This window comes from Streptomyces sp. NBC_00028 (genome assembly GCF_045041065.1).
Taxonomy (GTDB): domain Bacteria; phylum Actinomycetota; class Actinomycetes; order Streptomycetales; family Streptomycetaceae; genus Streptomyces.
This window is the reverse complement of the sequence record NZ_CP108293.1, coordinates 709,198-730,126: the sequence shown is the minus strand read 5'-3', so window position 1 is coordinate 730,126 and position 20,929 is coordinate 709,198. Positions and strand designations below refer to the sequence as shown.

The window sequence follows — 20,929 nt, the reverse complement described above, 5'->3', positions numbered from 1 at the left end:
GAATATGGCAGCGCGGCGACGAATGTCTGAGCGAATTGGTGTGAGCTGTGGGGGAGTTGAGTCCTGCGGAACGGAAATTCATCCCCGCATGACAAGGGCTCCGGCTACGCGACGAGCGAGCGGGTGTGGGTGACCGCGTCCTGGATGGCGGTCATGAGCCGATGATCTCCCTCGAGCGTGCGCAGATCACTCTGCCAGGCGTCGACGGCATGCCATCCGTGGTCGGCGAGGGAGGCGACGGGCTTCTGCGCCTTGAGCCCGACCGGCGGGACGGGAAGCCGCAGCAGCAGGACATCCATGCCCAGGGCGACGGCGGCGACGACTCCGTCCGGGGCCACGACGGGCACGCCGTAGGCGGCGCGGAGCGGTTCGTCCAGGGACAGTTCGCGGAGGCGGCTCATCAGGTCGGGGTGGGTGTGCAGTTGCCATTCCCCGAGCGCGTAGTCCTCCGGTCCGGTCGGCGGCGCGCTCTCGGCTCTGAGGTGGGCGACCAGGGCGGCGTTGAGGGCGTGCTCGGACCGGATCGACGGCGGGTTTCTACGCATGCCGGTGACGCTAACCGGCTGCGCGGGAGAGGCGCCAGCCGGTCGGCCGGTCCGTCGAATTCGCCTGGTCCGTCGAGGGGTTGGCGTTGACGGCCAGAGCGGCGTGTGCGCCGAGCGGTTCGTCGTGACCGTGGCCGCCGAGGAGGCCCTCGTGTTCAGCTCTCGCGCGCCCGGCGGGCTTCGGCCACCAGGTGGTGGGGCAGGTCCTCGCCCGCGCACGCGTAGTCGAGCAACAGGTTGCGGTAGCCGGTGGCGGTGAGTTCCGGCGCCATGTGGATCAGGGCCCGTAGATCCTCCGCCGAGCCGGACAGGCGGGTGCGGTAGGCGGCGTGTGCGGCGCGGAGGGTGATCTCGTCGGGGGCGACTGTCAGGCCCTGCTCGGTGCGGTGCACGGCCGCGGCGAAGTCGCCCTGTTCGGCGCGGACGTCGGCGAGGTCCAAGTAGAGCGACCAGTTGTCGGGTTCCAGGGCCAGGGCACGTTCGAAGGCCGTCGCGGTCCGGTCCAGGTCGCCCGTCGCACGCCAGGTGCCCGCTCGTGCGACCTCGGTCCACATCGAGGGGCCGGCGGTGTCGGCGCGGTCGCACAGGGCGAACGACAGATCGGGGCGGCCGCAGGCTCGCGGCAGCCGGGCCATGGAGGCCAGCGACTCCGGCAGGGGACTGCGCGCGGACACGACGTCGATGGCCCGGAACCAGGGCGCGAACCGGGCACGCATCTCGTCGGAGTCCAGGTCGTGGCCGTAGTCCAAGGTCCGCAGACAGGCCTCGGCCAGGGCCCCGGCACTCACGCCACCGAGCAGGCGTGTGTCGCCGAACCAGGGTGCGAAGCCCCAGGCCACGTCGGGCCGCACCCCGGTGACCGAGCCGAGGGTCATCACCGCGTCGTCCATCGCGCCGTCGAGAAAGAAGAAGTAGGCCTGTGCCGGCAGCGTGCTCACGGAGCCGTCGCCCGCGAGCCCCGCCGTGAGCTCCGAACGCCGCTCTCGCCACAACTCGGCGAGCACCTCATAGGGCTCCGCCGCCGCGGGGGCCGAGGCGACGGCCCCCACCAGCATCTTCACGGCATCGACCGGGCTTCCGCCGCAGTGCGCCATCACACCGGCGAGAGCGACTCCCGCGGTCACTGACTGATTGGACATCGACAGAGGATAGCCAGGGCGGAGAGCATCCATGGCCACAGGTCGGGCGGTGGTGGCCGTGGCCGTGCGTACATGAGCTAGACCTGGATGGTTACCCGGCGGCCATGAGCGAGCGGCAGAACGTCGGGCAGGGGAACGGTGAGCGGCACTCCCGGTCGGTGCGGGACGCTCCCGGCGACGAGGCGGACCGGGGCGTCACCGTCCCCGACACCGGGCCGTCCCCCGAGGTGGAGCGGCGGGCGCCGGACTCGCCTGCCAAGCTGCCCGCGAGGGCGTGGCGGGCCGTACTCAAAGGCAGCCTGAGTGAGTTCAAGAACGACGAACTCGCCGATCGCGCCGCCGCCCTGACGTACTACGGCGTGCTGTCGCTGTTCCCGGCCCTGCTGGTGCTCGTGTCGCTGCTGGGCATCGCGGGCAGGTCGGCCACCGACACCGTCCTGGACAACCTCAGGCAGCTCACCCCCGGCTCGGCCCGCGACATCATCACCCGGGCCGTCCAGCAGTTGCAGGACCAGTCGGGTACCGGTTCGGTCATGGCGATCGTCGGCCTGGCGCTGGCGGTGTGGTCGGCGTCCGGCTACGTGGCCGGGTTCATCCGCGCCGCCAACGCCGTCTACGACATGCCGGAGGGGCGCCCGGTGTGGAAGGTGCTTCCGGTACGGCTCGGGGTGACCGTCGTCCTGATGGTGCTGGCGGTGGCGAGCGCGCTGATGGTGGTCTTCACCGGCGCCCTGGCCCGCCAGGCCGGGACCGCCCTCGGGCTGGGAGACACCGCGCTGACGGTGTGGGCGATCGCCAAGTGGCCCGTCCTCGTCCTCCTCGTCACGATCATGATCGCGATCCTGTACTGGGCCACGCCCAACGCCCGGGTGATGGGGTTCCGCTGGATCACGCCGGGCAGCGTCCTGGCCCTGCTCATCTGGCTGGTCGCCTCCGCCGGCTTCGCCCTCTACGTCGCCGGCTTCGCCTCGTACAACAAGACGTACGGCACCATGGCCGGCGTCATCGTCTTCCTGATCTGGCTGTGGATCAGCAACCTCGCGATCCTGCTGGGCCTGGAGTTCGACGCGGAGACGGCACGGCAGCGGGCCGTGGAGGGAGGCCTCCCGCCGGACGCCGAGCCGTACACCCGGCCCCGCGACACCAGGACGTGGGACGAGAAGGACCGGCAACGCCTCGCGGACGGCCTCTGAGACACCCCTGGCCGCCGGGCGGCCTGGGAGACGCCCCCGGTCGCCGGGCCGGGAACCGCGCTGCGGGTCGCACTCGTGTCCGGGTACGGGTGCACGGGCAACGGCTGCGGCGCGCGGGGGAATCATGCAGATCATCGAGGTGACCGGGTATGCCGTCCGATCCGCCGTGATCACCATGCGGCGAAAGGGCACCCCGCTCGAATTCGTGATCTTCCCGATGCTGCATGTCGCCTCGCCGACCTTCTACTCGCAGGTCCGCACCCGACTCCGCGACTGCGACCTCATCGTCCTTGAAGGCATCAGGGGCCGCTCGGCGGGCGTGAGCGCCCTCACCCTCGCCTACCGGTTCGCCCCACGGCGCCGGCGCAACGGCCTCCAGGAGCAGCGCGACGACGTGCTCCTGCCGGAGTCCGTACCGGTGATCAACCCGGACGTGACCGCGGCCGAGGCGATGGCGGACCTCAGGACACTGCCGCGCTGGATGTACGTGCTCCTCCTGGTCGCGGCTCCCGTGCTGGGCCTCGTGTTCGCGCTGCGCGGCCCCCGGGCCTTCCTCGACGAGGACATGGCCGTCGACGATCTGCCGCAGACCCTGCGGGCGGAGATGCTCGCCGACGACCCCGTGGAACACGCCATGACCGGCCGGCGCGACGAACGCCTGCTCGCCGCGCTCGGCGAGATCCACACGGAGCGCGCCGACGAGCCGATCCGGGTGGCCGTCGTCTACGGAGCCGGCCATGTCCCGGCGATCGTCTCCGGCCTGATGAACCGTTACGGCTACCGGCCGCGCGAGGCGCAGTGGCTGACCGTCCTCGTCCCGGCATAGACCTCCGCTCCGCGACCGTCGCGCTTCGGCCGGAACGTTCCCCGGTCCACGCAGGCCCGATGCGTAGATCTTCGGAGGCTGGGCACTTGGGTTTCTGCCCGGCGCCGCCGGGTGCCGAGCGGCGGTGTGAGAGGGGACTCGTCATGATTCTTCCGGCGGAGAGAGAGCTGCGTGCCGCGCTGGCACGGTTCGCCGAGGCGCGTATCGATCACGACAGGCTGGCCACGGGTCGCAGCGGTCGCGCTCTCGAGGACGCCACGTACACGCTGTGCGTACTGACCGGCGCCCGTACCGCGGCGGACGCCCTGACCGTGGCGGACGCGCTGCTGCGGAGGTACGGCGCCGAGGCCGCGAGCGCGACGAAGGACAAGACGCTGGCCGCATAGCAATACGGTACGAGTCGGTCTAGGTTCGTTCCCGAGCCGGGCGCATGCCGTCGCCCCGTCCGGGAAGGACCATGATCCTCATGCGTTACGCAGTTCTCGGTACCGGCATCGTCGGCCGGACGATCGCCACCAAGCTGGCCTCGCTGGGCCACGAGGTGGCGATCGGTACCCGTGATCCGCAGTCCACCCTGGCCCGCACGGAGCCCGACGGGATGGGCAATCCGCCGTTCGCCGTCTGGCACGCCGACCACACGGACGTACAGCTGAAGCCCTTCGCGGAGGCCGCCGCCTTCGGTGAGACGGTCGTCAACACCACCGCCGGAGGCGCGGCCCTGGCCGCGCTGGACGCGGCGGGCCGTACGAACCTCGTGGGCAAGGTGATCATCGACATCGCCAACCCGCTGGACTTCTCGGCCGGTATGCCGCCCACGCTCGACCCGGTCAATACCGACAGCCTCGGCGAGCAGATCCAGCGTGACTTTCCCGACGCGAAGGTCGTCAAGACGCTCAACACCATGAGCTGCCCCGTCATGGTCGAGCCCGCCCGTGTCGCCGGCCCGCACAACGTCTTCGTCTCGGGTGAGGACACCGGCGCCAAGAAGCAGGTGACCGAGTTGCTGGTCTCCTTCGGCTGGCCCGAGTCCAGCGTCATCGACCTCGGTGGCATCGAGACCGCCCGGGGCACCGAGATGGTGCTGCCGATCTGGCTGCGCCTGATGGGCACGCTCGGCCACACCGACTTCAACTTCCATGTCCAGGGCGCCCGTTAGAGACCCGGCGGAGCGGCATCCGGCTCGTCCGCCCCGGTCAGACGGGGAGGAGGCGGGGCCACCAGGGCGGGACGTTGTCCGGGCACAGCGGGGCGGGGTAGGAGTCCGGCATACCGAGCCACGTCACGAGGAACCAGGTCAGGCACAGGGCGAAGAGGAGCCCTGCGGCCCAGGCCGCCCCGCTGTGCCGTCTTCCGAGGGTGCTGTTAAGGACGATCCACGGCAAGGCGGCGGCGATCCAGATGAGCGGCGTGAGGACCAGCAAGGTCATGCCGTTGGCCGCCGCGCCGCCGCCGATATCGCACGCGGCCCAGGCCCTGCCGATCGCGGCGACGGAGACGACCGCGGTCAACCCGCCCATGAGGATCCCCGCGGCCGTCCCCCTGAGCGCCCGGCGCGGTGCACCCGACGGCCCTGCCGGGGGTGCGCCCGACGGCTCTGCCCCCACGCTCGCCGCCGCGCCGTCGTGAAACCCCGCTTCCACGCTCGCCTCCCCCGCGTCGTCGTAGAGGCGGAGGCTACCAGCGCCGCGGAGCGGTTCCGCGAGGCCCGAGGGTGAGTGACAGCCGCTGCCGACGACCAGGGCCGTCAGCGCAGCCGGCGGGCCCGCAGCACCACGTCGTCGGTGTGGTGCGCGCCCGCGCCGCCGTCCGGGGCCACGCGGGGCCGCTCCTCGTCCACCTGGACCTCCCAGTCCTCGTCGAGCAGCGCGGCGACCATCGAGGGCCAGACGTAGTCGGCCGGGTCGAAGCCGCTGTCGTCCGCCGACCGGCTCTCCATGCCCGCGTGATGCACCAGCAGCAGCACTCCGCCGGGGGCGACGGCATCGAGCAGCGCCCGTTCGGCCGCGGCGTCGGGGGTGCGCTGCAAGGCGGGGTACTGCGCGGAGACCAGGTCGAAGGAGGCCGGCGGGAGCGCCGCCTCGGTCAGCGCGGCGTGCGTCCAGCGCACGGTGACGCCGGCGTCCCGTGCGTGCCCGGCCGCCCGCTCCAGCGCCACGCCCGAGACGTCGAGCGCGGTCACCTCCCAGCCGGCGCGCGCGAGCCAGACGGCGTCGGCGCCCTCGCCGCAGCCCACGTCGAGCACCCGGCCGGGGGCGAGCCCGGCGACCTCGGCCACCAGCGCGCCGTTGGGCTCGCCGCTCCACAACTGCTGTCGGTCGGCGTAACGGGTGTCCCACTCCGCCCGCACCGCCGGGTCTCCGGCATACGCGTCGGCGGGCGAGGAGGACGTGGCGGGGACGGGCGTCGGTGCGGTGATGTCGTCGGTCATCGGACCACCGTCGCCCCTGGTGCCCCGGTCACGCCACACTCGTTGCCGGACCGGCAAAAACGGCGTGCCACAACCGCTCGGGGTCAGCGGCCCCTGCGGACCCGGGCCGCGGCACGGGCCTCCGCCGCCTTGCGGGCCTCGGCGGCCTTGCGGGACTCCTTCGCGGGGCGGCCCGTACGGTCGCCGAGTCCACGGAAGGGGATGTTGCCGGTGGAGGTCTTCGTCCCGGTCGGCGGGCGCTTCGCGCCGGTGAGGGCGGTCAGCTTCGCCTCGCCGGAGCGCACCTGGGTGACCGTCGGCCGGATCCCGGCCTCGGACATCATCCGGTTCACGTCGCGTCGCTGGTTGGGCGTGACCAGGGTGACCACGGTCCCGGACTCCCCGGCGCGAGCCGTGCGCCCGCCGCGGTGCAGATAGTCCTTGGCGTCGGCCGGCGGATCGACGTTGACGACGAGGTCGAGCGTGTCGATGTGAATGCCCCGCGCGGCGACGTTGGTGGCCACCAGCACGGTGATCGCACCGTCCTTGAACTGGCCCAGCGTGTGGGTGCGCTGCGGCTGCGACTTGCCGCTGTGCAGGGCGCCGGCCCGGATGCCACTGGCCCGCAGATGGCGGGTGAACTGGTCCACGGCGGCCTTGGTGTCCAGGAACATCAGGACCCGGCCGTCCCGGGCGGCGATCTCGGTCGCCGTCGCGTACTTGTCGGCGGCGTGGATGTTCAGCACATGGTGTTCCATCGTGGTGACCGAGCCCGCCGCGGGGTCGACCGACGCGAGCACCGGGTCGTGCAGATAGCCGCTCACCAGCTGGTCCACGTTGCGGTCGAGCGTGGCCGAGAACAGCAGCCGCTGACCGTCGGGGCGCACCCGGTCGAGGAGCTCCGTGACCTGCGGCAGGAACCCCAGGTCGCACATCTGGTCGGCCTCGTCCAGCACCGTGATCCGCACCTGGTCGAGATGGCAGTCCCGGCGCTCCACGAGGTCGGTCAGCCGTCCCGGCGTCGCGATCAGTACATCGACCCCGGCCCGCAGCGCCGCCTGCTGCCGGTTGATCGACAGCCCGCCCACCACGGTCGCCAGCCGCACCTTAAGGGTCTGCGCGTACGGGGTCAGCGCGTCGCTGACCTGCTGGGCGAGCTCCCGGGTCGGCACCAGGACCAGCGCGAGCGGCCGCTTGGCGTCCGTCCGCAGGCCCGCGGTCCGGACGAGGAGCGCGAGGCCGAAGGCCAGCGTCTTGCCGGATCCGGTCCGGGCACGGCCGAGGACGTCGCGGCCGGCCAGTGCGTTGGGCAGGGTGGCCGCCTGGATCGGGAAGGGCTCGGTCACGCCGAGGTCGGTCATGGTCCGCGCCAGCTCAGGGGGCAGCCCGAGCGCGTCGAAGGAGGCGGCCGGGGGCAGGCCGGGCGGCACGGTCGGTCCAGGACTCGACGGCTGCGCGTTCATGGGGGAACCTTCCTGATCTGGCGCCCCGGAACGATAGGAGGCCCGTACCCCTTGGCACGGGCCCCGGCGAAGTCGAAGCGTGGCCCCATTTTATCAGCGGCCACTCGCGCGACCCGCTGCTCCGGGCGGCGTCCTAGGTCCAAGTGCCGAGACCGGATCGGACCGTGGGCGGGTTTCCGGGCCCGGCCGGCTCGCTAGCGTGGGCGGACCGGCATGATCACCCGCCCGGCCGTGGGGCGGACGAGCGTGCCCCGGATGCACCCCAGGAGTCCCATGCCCATCAGCGGTCACACGTACCTGTGCAGGTTCGACGTACTGGAGGAGGGTGTGCCCCGGCGGTTCGAGGTGGACGGCGTGCCCGTCTCCCTGGTCCTGACCGAGGGTGAGGTGTTCGCGATCCACGACGTCTGCTCGCACAGCGCCGTCTCGCTCTCCGAGGGGGAGGTGGAGGGGTGCACGGTCGAGTGCTGGCTGCACGGCTCCCGCTTCGACCTGCGCACCGGCAAGCCCCTCGACCCGCCGGCCTCGCGGCCCGTCCCCGTGTATCCGGTGCGGATCGAGGACGGTGACGTGTACGTCGAGATCGTGCCGCGGACCGCTGGATGACCGGTCGGGGGCGCGTCGAGGTCATGCTCCGGAGCGCTGGATGACCGACCCGTCGGGCGATCCCGCGGGGGAGCGTGCCGACGCCGTCCGCAACCGGGCCCGGCTGCTGGAGGCGGCCGCCTGGCTGGTGGCCGAGCGGGGCGCCGAGCACGTCACGATGCACGAGGTCGCACAGGTCGCCGGGGTCGGGAAGGGCACGCTGTTCCGCCGGTTCGGCGACCGCAACGGGCTCCTGCTGGCGCTGCTGGACGACGTCGAGGGGGAGTTCTACGACCTCTACACCTCGGGTCCGCCCCCGTTGGGCCCCGGCGTGCCGGCGCGGGACCGGCTGACGGCGTTCGGCTGTGCGCTGATCGACCGCGTCGCCGACGCCACGGACCTGGGCCCGGCACTCGGCCGCCAGATCCCCGTCGAACGCCGCCGCACCACCCACTACGGCCGGGCCTTCCGGCACCACGTCCAGTCGCTCCTGCGGGAGGCGGACGTCGTGGGCGACCACGCCCTGCTCGCCCACGCCCTTCTCTCCTTCGTGGACCTGGAGACCCTGGACCAGCTGCGCCACGAGGAGCGGGTCACCACGGTGCGGCTGCGGCGCACGTGGGCGGATCTCGTGCGGCGGGTGACCGACGCCGACGCGGGCCCGGGGAGGCGGGTCAGGTGAGTTCGAGCAGGCCCCGGCGTACCGCCTCGGCCACCGCCGCCGCCCGGTTGTCCACGCCGAGCTTGCGGTAGACGCGCACCAGGTGTGTCTTGACGGTCGCCTCGCTCAGATACAGGGCGCCCGCGATGGCGCGGTTGCTGTGGCCGTCGGCCATCAACCGGACGACCTCCCTCTCCCGCCCCGTCAGTTCGGGCGCCGGGGCGACGACCTGGCCGACCAGCGCGCCGACCAGGTCCGCCGCCAGCCCGAATCCGCCCTCGGCGGCGCTGCGCACGGCGCTGAAGAGCTCCTCCGGCGGACCGGCCTTGAGGACATAGCCGCGTGCGCCGGCCTCCAGCGCCCGTACGGTGTCGGCGCGTCCCGAATAGCTGGTGAGCATCACCACCGGCAGGCCCGGAGCCTCGGCGGCCAGCCGGCGGATGGCCTCGACGCCGTCGATGCCGTCGTCCGTGCCGCCGAAGCGCAGGTCCATCAGGACGACATCGGGTGTCAGCGTCAGGGCGAGCCGCACGGCCTCCTCGCCGGTGCCGGCCTCCGCGATCACTTCGAGGTCGGGAGCGCCGCTCAGCAGGGCGCGCAGCCCCGCGCGTACGACAGCGTGGTCGTCGGCGATCAGGACGCGCCGGGTCGGGGTTGTCATCGGGCGGCCGCCGCGGACAGGGGTGCTTGCGGGCGGGGCCGTACCGTCGTCGGCACCGTGGCCCGGATGCGGGTGCCGCGCCCCGGCGTGCTGACGACCTCCAGGTCACCCCCGAACTCGCGCAGACGCGCTCGGGCGGCGAGAAGGCCGAAGCCCCGGCCCGCTCGCACCGGCCCGCCGCCGCGGGCGGGGTCGAAGCCGACGCCGTTGTCGCTCACGTCCAGCTCGACGCGGTCCTGGAGGCGCCGGAGCGTCACCGTCGCCTGGGTCGCGTGCGCGTGGTCGCGGACGTTCGCCACGACGTTCTGGGCCACCCGGAACAAGGCGGTCTCGGTGTGTTCGTCCAGCTCGACCGCCGAGTCGCCCACCGCGCCGAACCGCATCTGGGGGGCGTCACCCGGCTGGTGGGCCCGGGCGCACAGCAGCCGCAGGGAACCCTCGAGTCCGGCTTCGGCGACGGTCGGTGAGGCGAGGTCCTGGATGATCCGCCGCGTCTCGCCGAGGCCCGCGTCCAGACCTTCGGCGACGGCCCGGACATGGGTGCGGGCCGCGTCGGGCCTCTCGTCCCAGTCCTGTTCGGCCGCCTGCAACAGCATGAGACTGCCGGACAGGTCCTGCGCGAGCGTGTCGTGCAGGTCGCGAGCGATACGGGCCCGCTCCTCGAGCACACCGCTGCGATGCCGCTCGGCGGCCAGGACGTCCCGCGTGCCGCGCAGTTCCGCCAGGAGACGCTCGCGCTCCGCGACGTCGCGCTGCTGGGTCCGGTACAGCGCCACCGTGCCCCACACCGCTGCCACCGGGACCAGCACCATCTCCGGGTCGAACCCGCCCGCGGTACGGGTCAGTTGACCGACGAGCAGGGCGGTGATCAGGGTCAGCGCCGTACCGGCGGCCCGGGGCGGGACGCTGCGCAGCGCCACACAGGCCAGCGGTACGGCGCACCAGACGTAGGCGCCGGTGAAGGGCGGCGGGGCGAGGAACACGAGGATCGCCCAGAGCAGCAGGAGCAGGGCGACCCAGGCGTGCCGGGCCCGCGGGCCCAGTCCGTCCCCCAGCGCGAGGCCCGCCGCGTACGTCACGGCGAGCAGGGCGCTGACGGTCACGACCTCCCAGCACAGGGGGACGTTGAGCCGCGCCAGGCGTACGGCCGCGGCACCGACGACCAGGAAGAACAACAGGTGCGGCAGCTGCCTCGGGCCGAACCCGCTGCGACGGAACGGCGTGAACGCGTGCGCGGGGCCGGGGTCGGACACGGCAAACCCCCTGGACGGAAGATCCATCAGGACAGGAGAACCGAGTCTATCCACGGCCTGTATGGCCCATGTGAAGAGCGGTGCGGTGGTCGCGCCGGACCGGAATCCGCGCGACCACCGCACCGCCGCACCAGGGCCTAGGCGCCCGGGTGCAGTCCGAGGCTGCCGGGCGTGGGGGCGCCCTGGACCTCGCCGAAGTACAGGGCGAAGGTCTGCTTCCAGCGCTCCACCTCGGCGCGGTCGGCCATGAACCGGGGGAAGCCGTCCACGTGCGCCTCGGGGTACTCCCACAGGGGCTTGAGGCCGACCGGAGGAGTGACGTCGGTGCGCACCGACCATCCGTTGAAGGAGTTGTTCTGCCGCTCGGTCGACAGCTGCCAGTTGAGGAACAGCTTGGCGGCCAGCGGGTTCTTGGCCTGCTTGAGGATGCCCGTGCGCTGCCCCCAGCCCATGAACGGGTGCCCGGCGGCGACGACGAACCGCGCGGGCGACGACTCAGGGGCGACCAGCGAGCCCGCCGTGCCGATGCCGATCGCCTTCTGTCCGGCGAAGACGGCGTCGCCGGGGGAGTTGCTGCCGCGTGCGAACCGCACGTCCTGGGCGGCCAGGCGGGCCACCCAGTCCCAGCCGTACTGCCGGGCGTAGAGGCTGAAGAGGTAGAGAACGGCGTCGTCGTCGTGCGGGTACGACGAGGCGATCCTGCCCTTCCACTTCGGGTCGACCAGCTCCTGCGGGGTGCGCGGGGCGTCCTGCCCGACGGCTGCCGTGCCGTACAGGAAGCTGAAGGCGATCGCGCCGGTGGCCACCCACGCGCCCTGCGGATCCTTGAACTTGTCGTAGACCTTGGAGAACCCCGCGGGCTTGTAGTGCAGCAGCCGGCCCTGCTGCTTCCAGCGGTCGAAGTCCTGGAGCGTCTGCAGCTGCACGACGTCGGGGACCAGGGTGTCGGTCGCGAACTGGTTGTCGACGCGGACGTCGTGGTACTTGCTGTAGTCGACGATCAGTGTCAGGTCGATGTCCGGGAAACGGTCCTGGAAGGCGGCCTTGGTGCCGTCCTGCTGCGTGGGCGTGTCACCGCCGGCGTAGACGACGAGCTTTCCGCCGTCCGCCACGGCGGCCCGGTAGAGCTCGTCGAGCGACCGGGTCTCCTCACGGCCGCCGGAGCGCCCCGAGGCGCCGGGAGAAGCGGCGGCCGGGACCGCCGAGGCGGCCACGCCGAGCGCGGCACCGAGGGCGAGGACATGTCGTCTGCTGGGCGAAGAGGGCATGCGAGAAGACCTCTCTGAGAGGGGGGTGGCGTCAAAGGCCCGGCGCGAGCCACGGGCGGTGATCAGTGTGCCGCCGCCCGCCCCGCCCGCGCGTCGTCCGTGCGGAGGGAGGCGGGCTCCGGGAGTTGGAAGACGCGTTCAACCGAACGGTTGAACAGAGAACCTGTCGTCGGCAGCTCGCCGACCGCCGCTGAGGTGCGGAACTCCCGATCCAGGCGCACCATTTGAAGGGGGGCCGACCCGTCGCGGAGGTGTCGCCATGCCCATGCTGCTCATCAAGGGGTTCTACGAGGTCAAGGGCTCCCAACCGGACGGGGACACGGTGCATTTCACGGCCGACGACCCCGCGCAGTGGAGTCTGGTCGGCGGCGGACTGGGCCGCGCCGTCGAACACACCGCGGCGGGGCGTGCCTCGCTGCGGCTGGACGCGATCGACGCCCTGGAGACCCATTACGGCCCCAACCGTGTCCACCAGCCGTTGCAGTTCGCCCATGCCGCGCGGGACGAACTGCTCAGCTGGCTCGGCTTCACCGACGTCCAGCACGCGGACGAGAGCGTGACGGCCAGCACCCCGGAGCAGGTTCCCGGGTTCGTCCTCACCCGCGGCTCCGATGTCCACGGCCGGTGCATCGCCCTGGCCGGGCGCGGAACACCGCCCGGGGACAGTGGTCTGGAGATCGACGTCGACGCCGCCGTGCTGAGGACGACCCTCAACCACCACATGGTGACAACGGGGTTGGTGTACCCGACGTTCTACCGCAGCCTGTTCACCAGTCTGAGGGTGGAGCTGACCACCGCGGCCACGGAGGCCCGGGAGGCGGGACGGGGCCTGTGGCCCGGCGATGTCACCACGACCGGGGCGAAGATCACCGGCCTGTCCTCGCTGACGGACGAGGCCGTACTGCTCCCCAAGCTGTTCCGTCGGCTGGTGGACTACCTCAAACTGGACATGCCGCTGGCGTCCTTCCCGGCCTTCCTGGCCGGTGTCGGGGACCGCTTCTCCATCCTGTCCACGGGTGAGCGGTGCGTGGGTCTGCACCGAGTCGTGGAGACCTCGAACGGCCAGACCGTACGGATGACCCATCCGTCCGAGGACCTGCTCTTCGAGGACTCCTGACCCCTGCCCATGTGAAGGCCCTGGCAGCCCCGGTGGGGCCTGCCAGGGCCTTTCAGGTCACCAGCTTGGCCTGGCGACGTTGCCGTAGGACCACGAGGAGCCTTTCGACATCTCGAAGTGCAGGTGCGGCCCGGTGGAGTTGCCGGTGGTGCCCACCTTGCCGAGCTGCTGCCCGGCGTGGACCCGCTGGCCCGCCTTCACCTGGCGCTGCGAGAGATGGCAGTACGTGTAGATGTGACCGTTGTCCGCCGACAGGCCGATCCACTGGCCGTACGCCCCGCCCTGCCCGTTGGACCAGGCGATGGTGCCACCGCGTACGGCGACCACGGGGACGCCGGAGTCGGCGGCGAAGTCCTGCCCGGTGTGCCGGCCGACGCCGTCGGGCTTCCAGGCGTAGTCGCCGCGCTCGAAGAACTGGAAGGTGACCTTGTGCCCGGGCACGGGGGAGGCCACATGTCCCTTGCCGGCGGGCCGAGTCGAGGGGGACGCGCCCCCGCGTTCGACGGTGAAGTGGGCGAAGTGGCCGAGGGTGGTGAGGGAGGTGAGGCCGGGTTTGCCGTCGGCGTCGCTGCCTTTGAAGCCCTGGGCGAGTTGTTCGGCGCGGTAGGCGGCCCGGGTCTGTTCGCCGAAGAGGCCGGTGGCTCCGTCGGGGATCTTGCGGCCTCGTTTGATGAGGGCTTTCTGCACGGTGCGTACGTCCTCGTTCCGCTTGCCGAACTGGACGTTGGACAGAGCGACCATGGGGGACTCCTAGTACCAGTGGGGTGGCCGGTGCGGATCGGCCTGCTGGACGCGGGCGGCGAAGTTCGAGCCGGACCGGTTCACGTGGTACCGGTGGCGTACGTAGTTGACCGTCGCGCACATGCAGGCGACCACGTCATAGGGCGTGTCCGCGGTGCCCGCCTGGTGGTAGGTGGCGAACGTGGACGGGACGCACTGGGTGGCGCCGCGGGAGCAGTTGAGCGGGTGGCCGTCTGCGGCGGTACGGCCGTGCGCGTTGACGTCCGTGGTGTTCACCCGGAACTTCGGGTGGTTGTAGGCGGATTCGCGCCGGGCGATGGTGGTGAGCGCCTGGACACCGAACTGCGGGTCCATGCCCGTCAGTTCACAGGCCCTGCGCGCGTAGCGGCGCATCGCCGCCTCGCCCGAATCGTCGCCCGGATCGCGGAAGGTGACCCGGGCCAGGGCGAGCGCCCCCGCCCCGTCGGTGGACGCGTGCTCGCGTTCGACGGTGAAGTGGGCGAAGTGGCCGAGGGTGGTGAGGGAGGTGAGGCCGGGTTTGCCGTCGGCGTCGCTGCCTTTGAAGCCCTGGGCGAGTTGTTCGGCGCGGTAGGCGGCCCGGGTCTGTTCGCCGAAGAGGCCGGTGGCTCCGTCGGGGATCTTGCGGCCCCGTTTGATGAGGGCTTTCTGCACGGTGCGTACGTCCTCGTTCCGCTTGCCGAACTGGACGTTGGACAGAGCGACCATGATGGCTGCGCTCCCGGTCTCTGGTTCCGAATGCGATCGGTGCGTCCGACGGTACGGAGGAGGCGTCAGCAGGGCGTCACCGCGGCGTCATCGGGGAGGCGGGGAGACCTTCCTGCCGAGTTGCCGGGGGGTGCGACAGAGGACGAAAATGGTGGCGGAACACCGTGCGTGAGGCGGTCAAGGTGGTGTCTGCTCCTCCCCGGCTGCGACTGCTCGGCCAGTTCCGGCTGGAACTGGGCTCCGAGAGCGTCGAACTGTGCCGCAACGCCCAACGGCTGCTGGCCTTCATTGGCCTGCGCGGGCGGGTCTCCCGTTCCGTCCTCGCCGGCACCCTGTGGCCCGAGGTCACCGAGGCACACGCCAGGGGCAGTCTGCGCACCACCCTGTGGAAGCTGCCGCGAGCCGAGCCGCCCCTGATCGGCTGCCAGGGCGACGCCCTGCTGGTCACTCGCGCCCTGCGGGTGGACGTCCACGCGCTCACCCGGGCCGCCCTGGACGTCGTACAGGGCGACGGCACCGCACTCCACGCGCTGCCCCTGCTGGGACTCCTGACCGGCGAGGACCTGCTGCCGGGCTGGGACGAGGACTGGGTGCTGCTGGAGCGCGAGCGCCTGCGGCAACTGCGGCTGCACGCCCTCGACGCACTGGCCGAGGCGCTGATACGGCAGGGCAGGCCGGCCCTGGCGGTGGAGGTGGCGTGGGCGGCCGTACGGGCCGAGCCGCTGCGGGAGAGCGCCCACCGGGCCATGGTGTCGGCGCATCTCGCGGAGGGCAATGTCGGCGAGGCGGTCCGGCACTACGAGGCGTTCCGCCGCCTGCTGGAGGAGGAGCTCGGCGTCGGGCCCTCGTCGAGGTTCGCGCGGATGCTTCCCGAAGGTGGGGGAGACAGAGCGAGAAAGGCCGCACCATGCACCAGAGCGTTCGCGACTACTGGATCTCCTTCAACGACCCTCTCGAAGGGCGGGTCCACTTCATGTACCTCGATGTGAAGGGGTATGTGAGCACCGGAATCGGCAACAAGATCGACGAGACCGCGCGGGACAACTCCGCGCCCACCGCCCAGGAGCGCGCCCTCTCCCTGGCCGCCGCCGGCCTGCTGCGCTGGCTGGTCAACGACACGGAGAGCGAGGCGACGTCCGAGGAGGTCACCGCCGAGTGGGACGCGGTCAAGTCGCGGCTGGACCTCGCCCCCTTCGGGCACGGCAACTTCAGGCCGCCGCTGACGCGGCTGCACGTGGAGGACGACGAGATCGACCGCCATGTGTTCGCCAAGCTCGACGAGATGGAGACGGTGCTCACCGGGCGGGAGGGCTTCGGGGAGTTCGCCTCATGGCCGGCCAACGCCCAGCTGGCCACGCTGAGCATGTGCTGGGGGATGGGCCCGATGTTCCGCTTCCCCAAGTTCCAGGGCCATGTGGCGGTCCGTGACTGGCCGGGTGCCGCGGACGAGTGCCACTTCACACCGGACGTCGGCACCATCCGTATCCGCAACAAGCTCGACCGGGCCCATCTCCTGCTGGCGTCGGCCGCGGAAGCGCAGGGAGTGCCCGTCGAACAGCTCGTGCTGGACGTCTCCGACGTGTTCGGCGTACAAGGGGCACTGCTCGCCCTGGGCGTCAGGCCGCTGACCCAGGACGGCGTGGACGGCCCCCTCACCCAGGGCAAGGTCAAGGAGTTCCAGGCGGCCAACGGCCTCGCCGAGAACGGGGCGTTCGACGACCCCGACACGGTGTCCGCCCTCGCGTCCCAGCTCTCCGGCCTAGGGTTCACCGTGTTCGGAGCCTGACCACCGACACGCCGCTCAGCACACGGTGTTGGGGTTGAGAAGGTCCCGCAGGAACGCCTCGGGGCTGGGCACGACGTCCGCGAGGACACCGAGGTCCATGCCCGGCACCAGCGGGAGGGGAATCGCGAGCGGGCCGAACACCACCGGAGCGAGAAGCTGCCAGTTCTCCATCTGCTGGACGCTGCGCAGCAGTTCCCGCAGCACCTCGCGCCAGTCCACGGCGGGAACCTGCGGCGGAACCGGGAAGTTCACCAGATGGCCGGTCTTGCCGCCCCCGGTCGGCATACGGCCGAGGCCCACCAGCGGGTCCTCGTGCAGCGACGGGTCCTCGTTGAGGTGCTCGCCCCAGATCTGAGTGCGCAGATCACGCACGGACACGCCGAAGCGGTGGGGTGCGCCGCCGACCGTGCCGTCGGCCAGATCCGTGTCGAAGACGCCCAGGTGCAGCTCGGAATCCGTGGTGTGCGACCGGAAGTTGAGGTTGGCGCTGCCCGCGGCGGCGTACTGGTCGTCGACGATCATCAGCTTCGCGTGGACGTAGATCTGCAGGGCGGTCGCCGCCTGCTCCAGATGGAAGCAGTGGACGTTCGCGGGCGCCGCGGAGGCGATGCGCTGGAGGGCCTCGGCACGCAGCGCCTTGTGGACGTCGCCCAGCCCCGGCGCGTCGAAGTCGCGCGCGGTGACGAGGATGACCTGGACACCCCGGGCGGCGGCGTCGCGCAGGTCGTCGACGAGCGGTGAGGGCCACAGGTACTGGTCCTCGATGTAGATGTAGTGCCGCGCCCGTCCTATCGCCTTGCGGTAGGCGGCCGTGACGGTGAACTCGCCGCCCGGCAGGAAGGAGTAGACGCCCTTGCAGGTGAGGGTGCGCAGCACCTGCACGGCCTGGGTGCCCGAGGTGGGCGAGGGGCCGGGCTCCTCCGACGACGGGATCGGCACCGGCGGGGTATCGATGCGGCTGGGCGTGGTGGGGTCGTTCCAGCGCTGGACCAGGGCCTGCCAGATCTGGGCGGTGGCGGGCCCGAACACCCCGCACTGCACGTCGTGCCAGCCGGGCAGGCTCGCCTTGACACCGAGGAAGTCGGGCTCCCGCTGCCGGAAGGGGGGATCGACGTGGGCGGCGTTGTCCCAGCGGTCGAGACAGACGTCGATGCCGCCGACGAACGCGCACGGCCCCTCGGCGGTCCCCTGCACCACCGCGCACTTCTGGTGGTGGGAGCCGAAGTGCCCCACGCGGGCGTCGAGAACGGCCTGGGCGCCCGCGCCGACGAGCGCGGTGCGGAAGTCGAAGTTGTCCTTGGACGGCAGGGTGGGCACCCTGGGCCTGCGCACGGGCAGGGTGGAGAACTGCGAGCCGTACAGGAGCGCGCGGACGACGACACCGTCGGTGTGGAGCTTGAGGAGCCGGTTGAGGATCCCCGGTGAGCCCGCGGTCGCCGGGCGCAGCATCTGCTCGGGCGAGAACCGCCAGCCGGCGAACAGCACCCGGTCACCGGCGGCCAGCGCGTCCAGCCGCGCGGCCAGCGTGTCGTAGTACCCCTCGCCGTCGACGAAGAACAGCACCAGGTTGTCGAGGGTGAAGGCGGGGGAGCGGAAGGGCCCCGTCTCGGCCTCGGTGAGCAGCCAGTCCTCGGGTACGACGCTCTCCACGGGCGGGCGTTCGGCGGCAGCGCGCAGCTCGTCCAGCTTCTGCACCGTCAGCGGGCCGACGTCGTCGATCACCTCGGCCTGGGGAACGCCGAGCACCTCGACCTTGAACCGGGCCACCGCGCCGGCGGTCTCGTCGCCGTAGTCGCCGTCGGCCCCGAACCGGGGCAGACAGTCCGGGTCCTGGTCGAGCAGGGCGATCTGGATCTTCTGCACCGCCGGGTCGTTGCGGTGCCGGGTCCGCGAGATGCGGTCCTGGTCCTGCGCGATCGCTTCCAGCAGCGCGTCGCCGGCGAAGAGCGCGGAGGTCAGCATCCCGGTTCTCCTTCACCAAGGTGGGGCCGCCTTCGCGTGGTCCGGCAGTCGGCGGCTGTGGCCCGAGCGGCCACGGCGGTGTCACGTCGTGCGGTGGAGGTCGCCGCTCGTATCGGCCGACGCCTCCTGGCCGGACGGCGTGGACGGCGTGGACGGCGTGGACGGCAGGGGCGGCAGGCCCGCGGCCAGTCCCGGCAGCAGGACGGGCTCCAGGCGGATCCGCTCCGCGTCGGTCAGATACCGTTCCAGCTCCGGCGGCCGGTAACCGGGCTCCTGGTCGTACCGCTCCTTGGCGGGCACCGCCAGGAACTCGTTCCCGTCGGGCTCGCCCTGGTCGTTCAGCGCCGCCGCGATCGGCCGGTACAGCGGCTTGGCCAGCTTGAACATCTTGGTCCGTGAGTCGTGCAGTTTTCCCAGGGCGTCCGGCCGTACCCGGAAGTCGATGCTCTTCTCGGGCTCCATCTTCTTCGGGCCGGCCTCGCTGAGCGCGTCGTCGTCGAACTCCAGCTCGTGGCGGCGGGCCTGATCGACCATCCACAGCAGCGGGATGTCGGACAGCCCCGTCTCCATGTAGCTGCCGCCCACATCGCAGTGCACCCCGGAGAACCAGACCTGCTGGAGCTCCTGGCCCTGCTCGGCGGCGCCGGGCTGCTGGTGCCACAGGGTCGGCCGGAACGCCGAGCGCTGCTCGTCGATGGCCAGCGCGTGGAAGGCCGCCCTGACCCAGCCGCTCAGTTCGGTGTTGTGGAACGCCCAGCGGTGGTTGAACCGGTTGGCGGCCGGCTGGAGCCAGGCCGCGTCCGGCACCGGGATACCGAGGGAACCCACCGTGTCCCACACCCCGATGAAGCGGATCTCCGTCTCACGCGCGTACGAGCGGCGGAACAACGTCGCCGCCGCGCCGTTGGGCTGCTCGATCCGGTCGCGGTACAGCGCCCAGGCCTCGGGGATCCGGTCGGCGTGGTCGCGGCGCAGGATGCCGCAGTTGCGGATCAGCCCCGCCAGGCTGCGCGCGGTGAACGCGCCCCGGCTGAAGCCGAACAGGAACAGCTCGTCGTCGGGCTCGTACGTCTCGACGAGGAAGCGGTAGGCGTCGACGATGTTCCGCGACAGGCCCGCGCCGAACGCGCCGCCCCGCAGCCGTTCCCGCCGAAGGGTGCCGACGCCGCTGTGGTAGTAGACGCGCTGTTCCTTACCGGCGGCGGTTCCCGACCGCAGGGACAGGGCGACCTTGGCGACGTTCGTCTTGCTGGGCTGGTCGGCGAAGTTCCAGGTGCCGTCGCAGCAGACGATCAGACGTTTCGCCATGACCATCCCTCCTCGCGAGAGCGCGGAGTGTCATATCACACCACCTCCATGCTGGCACCGCTCAAACGGTCGCGCCATGCGACAGCAGTTCGGGTCGGTGGCCTGCAACGGTTCATGTGGCGGGCGTCGACATTGCGGCTAGGCTGGTGAGTTGCCGCATTTCGCAGACGAGCAGACGACCTGACGTCACCACCGAACTCCTCGCCGTCAAGGAGGAGCCGCTCATGAGTGAGCCGGGCACCGTGGCACTCCCCGTCAAGCACGACGGTTCGGTCCAGGCGATCGCCTTCAGCCCGGACAGCACCCGCTTCGCCGGCGCCGGCAGCGACTCCCTGCTCCGGATACGCCCGATCGGCATCGGTGTCCCACTGGACGTCCCCGTGGACGGCTCCGTGACCGGGATCGCCTTCAGTCCCGACGGCACCCGGATCGCCGTGGCCGACTTCGAGTCGGTGTCGCTGCGGGACAGCAAGACCGGCGCGGTCGTCTGGCAGGGGCCGCTCGATCCGGGAAACTCCGTGAACACCGTGCGGTTCGCCCCGGACGGGCGAGTGATCGCCGTCACCGACACCCTCGTCGCCGTACTCGAACAGGCCACCGGCGCGACCATCAAGCGGATCACGGTCGACCCGCCCCTGATCGCCGACGTGGATCTGAGCCGGGACGGCACCCGGATCGCGCTGGCCATCGACGAACGCCACGGCGGGAACCACAAGTTCGCCGGGTCCGCGCGGGTCCTCGACCTGGCCACCGGCGCCGAGCTCGGGAAGCTGACCCCCGCCAACGCCGTCCACGCGGTCGCCTTCAGCCCGGACGGGACAAAGGTGCTGTGCTGCTCCGCGGACGACACCACCCGCATGTTCAAGGCGCAGGGAGGAGCGGAGGAGTGGCGGGTCGGAGGCGAGGCCAACGACGAGGTCACCAGCCCGAACTGCGTGGCGTTCGACCCGAAGGGCAACTGGACCGTGGTCGGCGGCTCCGACGGGTTCGCGCGGGTCCTGGAGGCGGAGTCCGGGACCAAGAAGGCTCAGGTGCCGAAGCTGGTCGCCGGTGGCTCGGACCCGGGAGCCGTCACCCACGTGGCGTTCAGCCCGAACGGCAAGCTGGCGGCCAGCGCCTGCATCGACAACGTCGTACGGCTGTTCAACCTCAACAGCGATGAGCTGTACGCGGTGGGCACCGAAGAGGTGCTGACGATGGCGTTCAGCCCCAACGGCCGCTGGCTCGGCGTCGGTTGCTTCAACCGCGCGCTGGTCATCGACAACGGCGAAGCCAACCAGGGGTGAGC

General features: G+C 71.5%; 22 protein-coding genes. 10 read left to right on the top strand and 12 right to left on the bottom strand.

Going from position 1 to position 20,929, the window contains the following annotated elements:
* Window positions 1-104: 104 nt before the first annotated feature.
* Complete coding sequence (locus OG885_RS03225) at window positions 105-545, bottom strand: hypothetical protein (protein WP_405725609.1); 441 nt, start codon at window positions 543-545, stop codon at window positions 105-107.
* A 155-nt stretch (window positions 546-700) separates the two neighbouring features.
* Window positions 701-1,684 carry a tetratricopeptide repeat protein gene (locus OG885_RS03220; protein ID WP_405725606.1) on the bottom strand — a complete coding sequence of 328 codons (984 nt, stop codon included), beginning with the start codon at window positions 1,682-1,684 and terminating at the stop codon, window positions 701-703.
* A 104-nt stretch (window positions 1,685-1,788) separates the two neighbouring features.
* Between OG885_RS03220 and OG885_RS03215 the strand changes: the two genes are divergently transcribed.
* From OG885_RS03215 to OG885_RS03200, 4 genes are all read left to right on the top strand, one after another.
* Window positions 1,789-2,877, top strand: coding sequence for a YihY/virulence factor BrkB family protein (locus tag OG885_RS03215; RefSeq protein WP_405725603.1), 1,089 nt, complete (start codon window positions 1,789-1,791; stop codon window positions 2,875-2,877).
* 124 nt (window positions 2,878-3,001) lie between these two features.
* Complete coding sequence (locus OG885_RS03210; protein ID WP_405725600.1) at window positions 3,002-3,703, top strand: hypothetical protein; 702 nt, start codon at window positions 3,002-3,004, stop codon at window positions 3,701-3,703.
* A gap of 143 nt (window positions 3,704-3,846) precedes the next feature.
* Window positions 3,847-4,089, top strand: a complete 243-nt coding sequence (locus OG885_RS03205) for a DUF5133 domain-containing protein (RefSeq protein ID WP_405725597.1) — start codon at window positions 3,847-3,849, stop codon at window positions 4,087-4,089.
* A gap of 80 nt (window positions 4,090-4,169) precedes the next feature.
* Window positions 4,170-4,859, top strand: a complete 690-nt coding sequence (locus OG885_RS03200) for an NADPH-dependent F420 reductase (protein WP_405725594.1) — start codon at window positions 4,170-4,172, stop codon at window positions 4,857-4,859.
* A gap of 37 nt (window positions 4,860-4,896) precedes the next feature.
* On the opposite strand, the gene OG885_RS03195 is transcribed toward OG885_RS03200, so the two are convergent.
* The 3 genes from OG885_RS03195 to OG885_RS03185 all read right to left on the bottom strand — a co-directional run bounded on the left by OG885_RS03195 (window position 4,897) and on the right by OG885_RS03185 (window position 7,573).
* Window positions 4,897-5,220 (bottom strand): hypothetical protein, encoded by a 324-nt coding sequence (locus OG885_RS03195; protein ID WP_405725591.1) that lies wholly within the window; start codon window positions 5,218-5,220, stop codon window positions 4,897-4,899.
* Window positions 5,221-5,447: 227 nt separating this feature from the next.
* Window positions 5,448-6,131: a class I SAM-dependent methyltransferase gene (locus OG885_RS03190; RefSeq protein WP_405725588.1), complete on the bottom strand. Its 684-nt coding sequence runs from the start codon at window positions 6,129-6,131 to the stop codon at window positions 5,448-5,450.
* 83 nt (window positions 6,132-6,214) lie between these two features.
* Window positions 6,215-7,573, bottom strand: a complete 1,359-nt coding sequence (locus OG885_RS03185) for a DEAD/DEAH box helicase (RefSeq protein WP_405725585.1) — start codon at window positions 7,571-7,573, stop codon at window positions 6,215-6,217.
* A 273-nt stretch (window positions 7,574-7,846) separates the two neighbouring features.
* On the opposite strand from OG885_RS03185, the gene OG885_RS03180 reads away from it, so the two are divergent.
* On the top strand, window positions 7,847-8,179 hold the full coding sequence (locus OG885_RS03180) for a non-heme iron oxygenase ferredoxin subunit (protein ID WP_405725582.1): 333 nt from the start codon (window positions 7,847-7,849) through the stop codon (window positions 8,177-8,179).
* Between the two features lie 40 nt (window positions 8,180-8,219).
* The gene (locus OG885_RS03175) at window positions 8,220-8,840 is read left to right on the top strand and encodes a TetR/AcrR family transcriptional regulator (RefSeq protein ID WP_405725579.1); all 621 of its coding nucleotides are present in this window, start codon (window positions 8,220-8,222) and stop codon (window positions 8,838-8,840) included.
* On the opposite strand, the gene OG885_RS03170 is transcribed toward OG885_RS03175, so the two are convergent.
* The 3 genes from OG885_RS03170 to OG885_RS03160 all read right to left on the bottom strand — a co-directional run bounded on the left by OG885_RS03170 (window position 8,833) and on the right by OG885_RS03160 (window position 12,001).
* Complete coding sequence (locus OG885_RS03170) at window positions 8,833-9,480, bottom strand: response regulator (protein WP_405725576.1); 648 nt, start codon at window positions 9,478-9,480, stop codon at window positions 8,833-8,835. The two genes, OG885_RS03175 and OG885_RS03170, sit on opposite strands and share 8 nt — an antisense overlap.
* Window positions 9,477-10,733: a sensor histidine kinase gene (locus OG885_RS03165; protein ID WP_405725573.1), complete on the bottom strand. Its 1,257-nt coding sequence runs from the start codon at window positions 10,731-10,733 to the stop codon at window positions 9,477-9,479. The genes OG885_RS03170 and OG885_RS03165 overlap by 4 nt, the downstream gene beginning before the upstream one ends.
* A 137-nt stretch (window positions 10,734-10,870) precedes the next feature.
* Window positions 10,871-12,001, bottom strand: a complete 1,131-nt coding sequence (locus OG885_RS03160) for an ABC transporter substrate-binding protein (protein ID WP_405725570.1) — start codon at window positions 11,999-12,001, stop codon at window positions 10,871-10,873.
* A 259-nt stretch (window positions 12,002-12,260) separates the two neighbouring features.
* Here OG885_RS03160 and OG885_RS03155 point away from each other — a divergent pair, with 259 nt between their 5' ends.
* Window positions 12,261-13,118 (top strand): nuclease, encoded by an 858-nt coding sequence (locus tag OG885_RS03155; RefSeq protein WP_405725568.1) that lies wholly within the window; start codon window positions 12,261-12,263, stop codon window positions 13,116-13,118.
* Between the two features lie 57 nt (window positions 13,119-13,175).
* Here the strand turns inward: OG885_RS03155 and OG885_RS03150 are convergent, their stop codons facing one another.
* Both OG885_RS03150 and OG885_RS03145 read right to left on the bottom strand, forming a co-directional pair.
* Window positions 13,176-13,859 (bottom strand): peptidoglycan DD-metalloendopeptidase family protein, encoded by a 684-nt coding sequence (locus OG885_RS03150; RefSeq protein ID WP_405725565.1) that lies wholly within the window; start codon window positions 13,857-13,859, stop codon window positions 13,176-13,178.
* Window positions 13,860-13,868: 9 nt separating this feature from the next.
* Complete coding sequence (locus tag OG885_RS03145; protein ID WP_405725562.1) at window positions 13,869-14,585, bottom strand: peptidoglycan-binding protein; 717 nt, start codon at window positions 14,583-14,585, stop codon at window positions 13,869-13,871.
* A 164-nt stretch (window positions 14,586-14,749) separates the two neighbouring features.
* On the opposite strand from OG885_RS03145, the gene OG885_RS03140 reads away from it, so the two are divergent.
* Complete coding sequence (locus tag OG885_RS03140; protein WP_405725559.1) at window positions 14,750-15,574, top strand: BTAD domain-containing putative transcriptional regulator; 825 nt, start codon at window positions 14,750-14,752, stop codon at window positions 15,572-15,574.
* Complete coding sequence (locus OG885_RS03135) at window positions 15,493-16,371, top strand: peptidoglycan-binding protein (protein WP_405725556.1); 879 nt, start codon at window positions 15,493-15,495, stop codon at window positions 16,369-16,371. Before OG885_RS03140 ends, OG885_RS03135 begins: the two co-directional genes overlap by 82 nt.
* A gap of 15 nt (window positions 16,372-16,386) precedes the next feature.
* Here the strand turns inward: OG885_RS03135 and OG885_RS03130 are convergent, their stop codons facing one another.
* Window positions 16,387-18,333: a phospholipase D family protein gene (locus OG885_RS03130; protein ID WP_405725553.1), complete on the bottom strand. Its 1,947-nt coding sequence runs from the start codon at window positions 18,331-18,333 to the stop codon at window positions 16,387-16,389.
* A gap of 81 nt (window positions 18,334-18,414) precedes the next feature.
* A complete protein-coding gene (locus OG885_RS03125; RefSeq protein ID WP_405725550.1) occupies window positions 18,415-19,641 on the bottom strand; it encodes a DUF2235 domain-containing protein in 1,227 nt (408 codons plus the stop codon).
* A gap of 224 nt (window positions 19,642-19,865) precedes the next feature.
* On the opposite strand from OG885_RS03125, the gene OG885_RS03120 reads away from it, so the two are divergent.
* Window positions 19,866-20,927 (top strand): WD40 repeat domain-containing protein, encoded by a 1,062-nt coding sequence (locus OG885_RS03120; RefSeq protein ID WP_405725547.1) that lies wholly within the window; start codon window positions 19,866-19,868, stop codon window positions 20,925-20,927.
* Window positions 20,928-20,929 lie beyond the last annotated feature (2 nt).